Consider the following 3,957-nt stretch of genomic DNA (forward strand, 5'->3'; position numbering starts at 1 on the left):
GATAGATAGTCCGAGCATTTGTTCGGCTGGCACACTGCGTTTTTCAGTATAGAAGTCAGCAATCTTTTCAGATAAGGCATCGCCTTGTTTGTAGAGAATGAGGACATTTTTTCCTGATAGTGATGTGGCGGCATTAGCTAGAGATGCGGCGGTGAGCATCAAGCACAAGCCAGCAATTGTCAGTAAGTGTGATAGAGACAGCAACATATTCACCTGTAAAAGTTCATAGTTAGTCTATGTCAGTGTTTTAGGGCAATCAATCAAAACTGTTGAGAGTGAGCATCATCGCTTTAGTCATGTTATTCATAAACGACTTATGCTTGCTTAATGAACATAACCGCTGCCATGTAAATGTTTATCTTTGGTATATAAATGCTTGTGTGCATTCAATACCGTGTTTAGTATGAGAGAATAACCCGAAAAGCGGGAAAAGGTATTTCCAAGGATATGAAAACCAATCATAAAGATGCAGAAAAGTGGAAAGAAAAGTTCACGGAGTTAAGTCAGACTTTAGATAAGCAAAAAGCCTACGAACTCTTACTTGAGCGCGGTCTTTCCAGATTAGCACTGGTCTCACATGGTTTGGATATGGCGTTGGATGACCAGCTTGATAAGCTTAGAAAACATCTTCGCACCTCAGTCAGAGATAAGACGCTTGTTGAAAGCATCCTTGAAGAAATCGAAACAGCTATCAGTCGCATGGATGAGGATAAACTCTCCCAGTCGACATTAACGACCTTACTGATTAGTCTGATAGATAAGATTGACTGGCCAGAAAATAAGAAAAAGCATGTGCTGAAATTACGAAAGCGTGCTGTAAAAAAAGCTGACGATGCCTTACCTCAAATGCTTGATGAACTCACTGTACTCATTGATGAGTGCATGTCCTCAACACCAAAAGAGGATGAAGAACGAGGTCTGTTTTCCAGATTTTTCCAGAATAAACAAAGTCAGCATAATCTTAATAAAACAAACATTACAGCGCGCGTTTCGCACGCCAATCTATCTACTACATCCGATGAGAAAGCAGATACTACACCGTCAGAAGCGATAGAGGATAAGGTTATCACGCCTCAAGCGCTTCTGATCGAGCTACTGGAGCGTTTATCTTTACCAACAGAGTTTAGCTCAAAAGCCTCAGAGCTCAGATTGAAAATTCATGATGGTCTCAAAGCAGAGGATGTCCCCAAAACGATTTCATCCATAGCTGACATAGTCAGTCAGTTAAGTTCATCGGTGATGGCAGAGAAGAAAGAATATGAAAGCTTTCTTAGAGATTTAACAAAAAAAATTACCTCACTGGATAAATACCTATACGAAGTTGTACAAGAAGATCTCTCTGCCTATGAAGAGCGACACAAGTTAGCTGGTGATGTTGAACAGACAATGGTCGGGCTGAGAACAGATGTTGAGAGTGCGTCAGACTTCGATGATATCAAACACCTACTCAGCCAACGACTAGATCACCTCAATGAACAAATCACGCATTATCAACACGCTGACAATACCCGTTTTGCCAACTCGCAAAAACAAATCGAAGCACTGACGCAACGATTACATGAAATGGAATCTGAGGCGAATGAACTGCGATTGGCCACCAGTAAGGCTCGGGCATTGGCGATGAAGGATCCGCTGACAGGTATCTGGAACCGACAGGCGCTGACTGAGGTTTTACAGACAGAATACAGCCGCTGGACGCGTTACCAAAAGTCACTAACCATGGTCATTTGGGACGTCGATTATTTTAAATCTGTTAATGATAAGTTTGGTCATAGTGCGGGTGATGTAGTGTTAAAGACCATCGCTCGTATCTTTAAGGATTCCACAAGACAAGCGGATTTTATAGCACGTTATGGCGGAGAAGAGTTTGTTGGTCTATTTCCTGAAATTGATTTAGAACAGGCTCTGGACATGGCGAATAAAATCCGTCAGACCATTGAAAAAACACAGTTCCAGCATAATGGTATCTCTGTACCGATTACTGCGTCAGCAGGGTTAGCCTGTTTTGAAAAAGGTGACACAATCGAGGATGTATTCAAGCGAGCAGATAAAGCGTTATACGAAGCCAAAGGACAGGGAAGGAACAATTGTCAGGTAGAGCGCAGGTCAGTTTAGGAACTATTCTGGGTGTTATCACTGTCAACTTATACACTTGATGAAATAAATGTCGATTTGTTTTTGACAAGCGATTGATTTGTTTATCAAGTTTTTTAATTCATATAAGGAGACAGTATGAGTATTGTGAAAACGGGTTCAGCCATTTATAAAAGTTTAGGCAAAAAAGGTGAAGCCAGCGTTAGTACAGAAACGCCAGCACTGAATGAGCACCCTTATGGTTTCACCAGTCGCTTCGAAGGTGGCAAAGGGACTAACCCGGAAGAACTCCTTGCTGCAGCCCATGCCGCCTGTTTTACCATGGCTCTCTCATTTGCCCTTGAAGGCGAAGGTTACAAAGAAGGCGATTTGCATACGGATGTTTCCATTTATCTCGACGAAGACGGTGAAGGTTTTAAGATAAGCCGCTCAAAGCTTTCCTTAACAGCGAATGTGAAAGCGATTGATGAAAAAGAGTTTGACCGTATTGCCCATGAAACGAAACTGGGCTGTCCCGTCAGTAAACTATTCAATGCAGACATAGTGCTTGAATACACATTAAACGCCGCATAGTCAGCTGACAAATACCATTTAAAGGCTCCATTTAATCCATAATCAACGGTTAATGGGGCCTTTTTTATGCATGAACTGTTATGTGTTGTGACATAACTGCAGCTTCACATAATATGTGTTTAAGCTAGGTATTATCTAATGGTTTAACGCGCGTTATTGCACACTCAAGTGGCTGCAAGGTAGAACTTAATATCGGTAAGTTTAAGTGTCAGGTTTCAGGCTGGTTCTGAACAGAGAGACTTAATTGAATACCACTATTTAATGTGTCAGGAATTGTTAATAATGAGTGAGTTTATGGAATCGAACCTAATCCCCAAATATAAGAATGATAAGAAAACACTGACTAAATTAGTTAACACAATATTCAGTCAGCTGATCGTTGGCTGTTCAATAGTCATTGGTCTCGCTGTTAGCCCAGCGGTTTTTGCCATGACGGATCCGGTATCTCCTCCTTCAGGAGAAAAATTCACCTATGCTTGGCTAAAAGGCTATGCAAGGGCCTTGTCAGAAAAAGCCTATGTTAGTCATAAAGGTGAGTTACCTGAGAGCATTAAAGGTATGAGCTGGGATGATTATCAGCAGTTACAGTTCAACAAAGATAAAGCTTTATGGCGTGATGATGACAGTGAGTTTCGTGCTGAGCTATTTCACTTAGGATTGTATTTTGATACTCCGGTGCATATTTCAGAGCTCAAAGATGGTAAAACGACACCTATCGAATACACATCAACGATGTTTGACTACGGTAAGACAAGCATTGATGGTAAAGCCTTGCCTGAGGATCTTGGTTATGCAGGGTTCAGAATGCAATTTCATACCGATTGGAAACGTGACGTCATTGCTTTTCTGGGGGCCAGCTATTTTCGTGCAGTAGGTAAAGAAATGCAGTACGGATTATCTGCAAGGGGCTTAGCGGTTGATACAGCTTTGCCTAGAGCCGAAGAGTTTCCCATGTTTACCCATTTCTGGCTAGAAGAGCCTAAACCTGGCAGTGATATCACGACGGTATATGCCTTACTAGACTCTGAGAGTATTACAGGGGCTTATCGCTTCGATATTCAGCCGGGTGACCGATTGAAAGTGAAAGTCGATTCGGCGCTATATCCACGTAAAGCTATTGAACGTCTCGGCATTGCACCACTGACCAGTATGTATATGGTGGGTGAAAACGACAAACGTACTGCTTGGGATTGGCGGCCTGAAATTCATGATTCTGACGGTTTGTCAGTACATATGGGCAATGGCGAGTGGATCTGGCGACCACTGACCAACCCACGACATCTTAGATTA

At 42.1% G+C, this 3,957-nt stretch carries 4 protein-coding genes; 3 read left to right on the forward strand and 1 reads right to left on the reverse strand.

The window, feature by feature from the left end; all coding sequences use genetic code 11:
• Nucleotides 1-207: hypothetical protein (locus tag B4K20_RS15630; protein ID WP_289283625.1), on the reverse strand; the 207-nt coding region annotated here is incomplete at its 3' end.
• A 240-nt stretch (nt 208-447) separates the two neighbouring features.
• Here B4K20_RS15630 and B4K20_RS15635 point away from each other — a divergent pair.
• The 3 genes from B4K20_RS15635 to B4K20_RS15645 form a co-directional block, all read left to right on the forward strand.
• Nucleotides 448-2,115 carry a GGDEF domain-containing protein gene (locus B4K20_RS15635; protein WP_289283626.1) on the forward strand — a complete coding sequence of 556 codons (1,668 nt, stop codon included), beginning with the start codon at nt 448-450 and terminating at the stop codon, nt 2,113-2,115.
• A 117-nt stretch (nt 2,116-2,232) separates the two neighbouring features.
• Complete coding sequence (locus tag B4K20_RS15640; protein ID WP_289283627.1) at nt 2,233-2,667, forward strand: OsmC family peroxiredoxin; 435 nt, start codon at nt 2,233-2,235, stop codon at nt 2,665-2,667.
• A 282-nt stretch (nt 2,668-2,949) separates the two neighbouring features.
• On the forward strand, nt 2,950-3,957 hold a 1,008-nt coding region (locus tag B4K20_RS15645), incomplete at its 3' end, for a glucan biosynthesis protein (RefSeq protein ID WP_289283628.1).

The sequence above is a fragment of the Methylophaga sp. UBA5088 genome (assembly GCF_002414625.1).
GTDB classification, from domain to species: domain Bacteria; phylum Pseudomonadota; class Gammaproteobacteria; order Nitrosococcales; family Methylophagaceae; genus Methylophaga; species Methylophaga marina.

What these genes read in the sequence shown, in the direction of transcription:
- B4K20_RS15635 (WP_289283626.1), top strand. Translation starts at nt 448, where the DNA reads ATGAAAACCAATCATAAAGATGCAGAAAAGTGGAAAGAAAAGTTCACG.
- B4K20_RS15640 (WP_289283627.1), top strand. Translation starts at nt 2,233, where the DNA reads ATGAGTATTGTGAAAACGGGTTCAGCCATTTATAAAAGTTTAGGCAAA.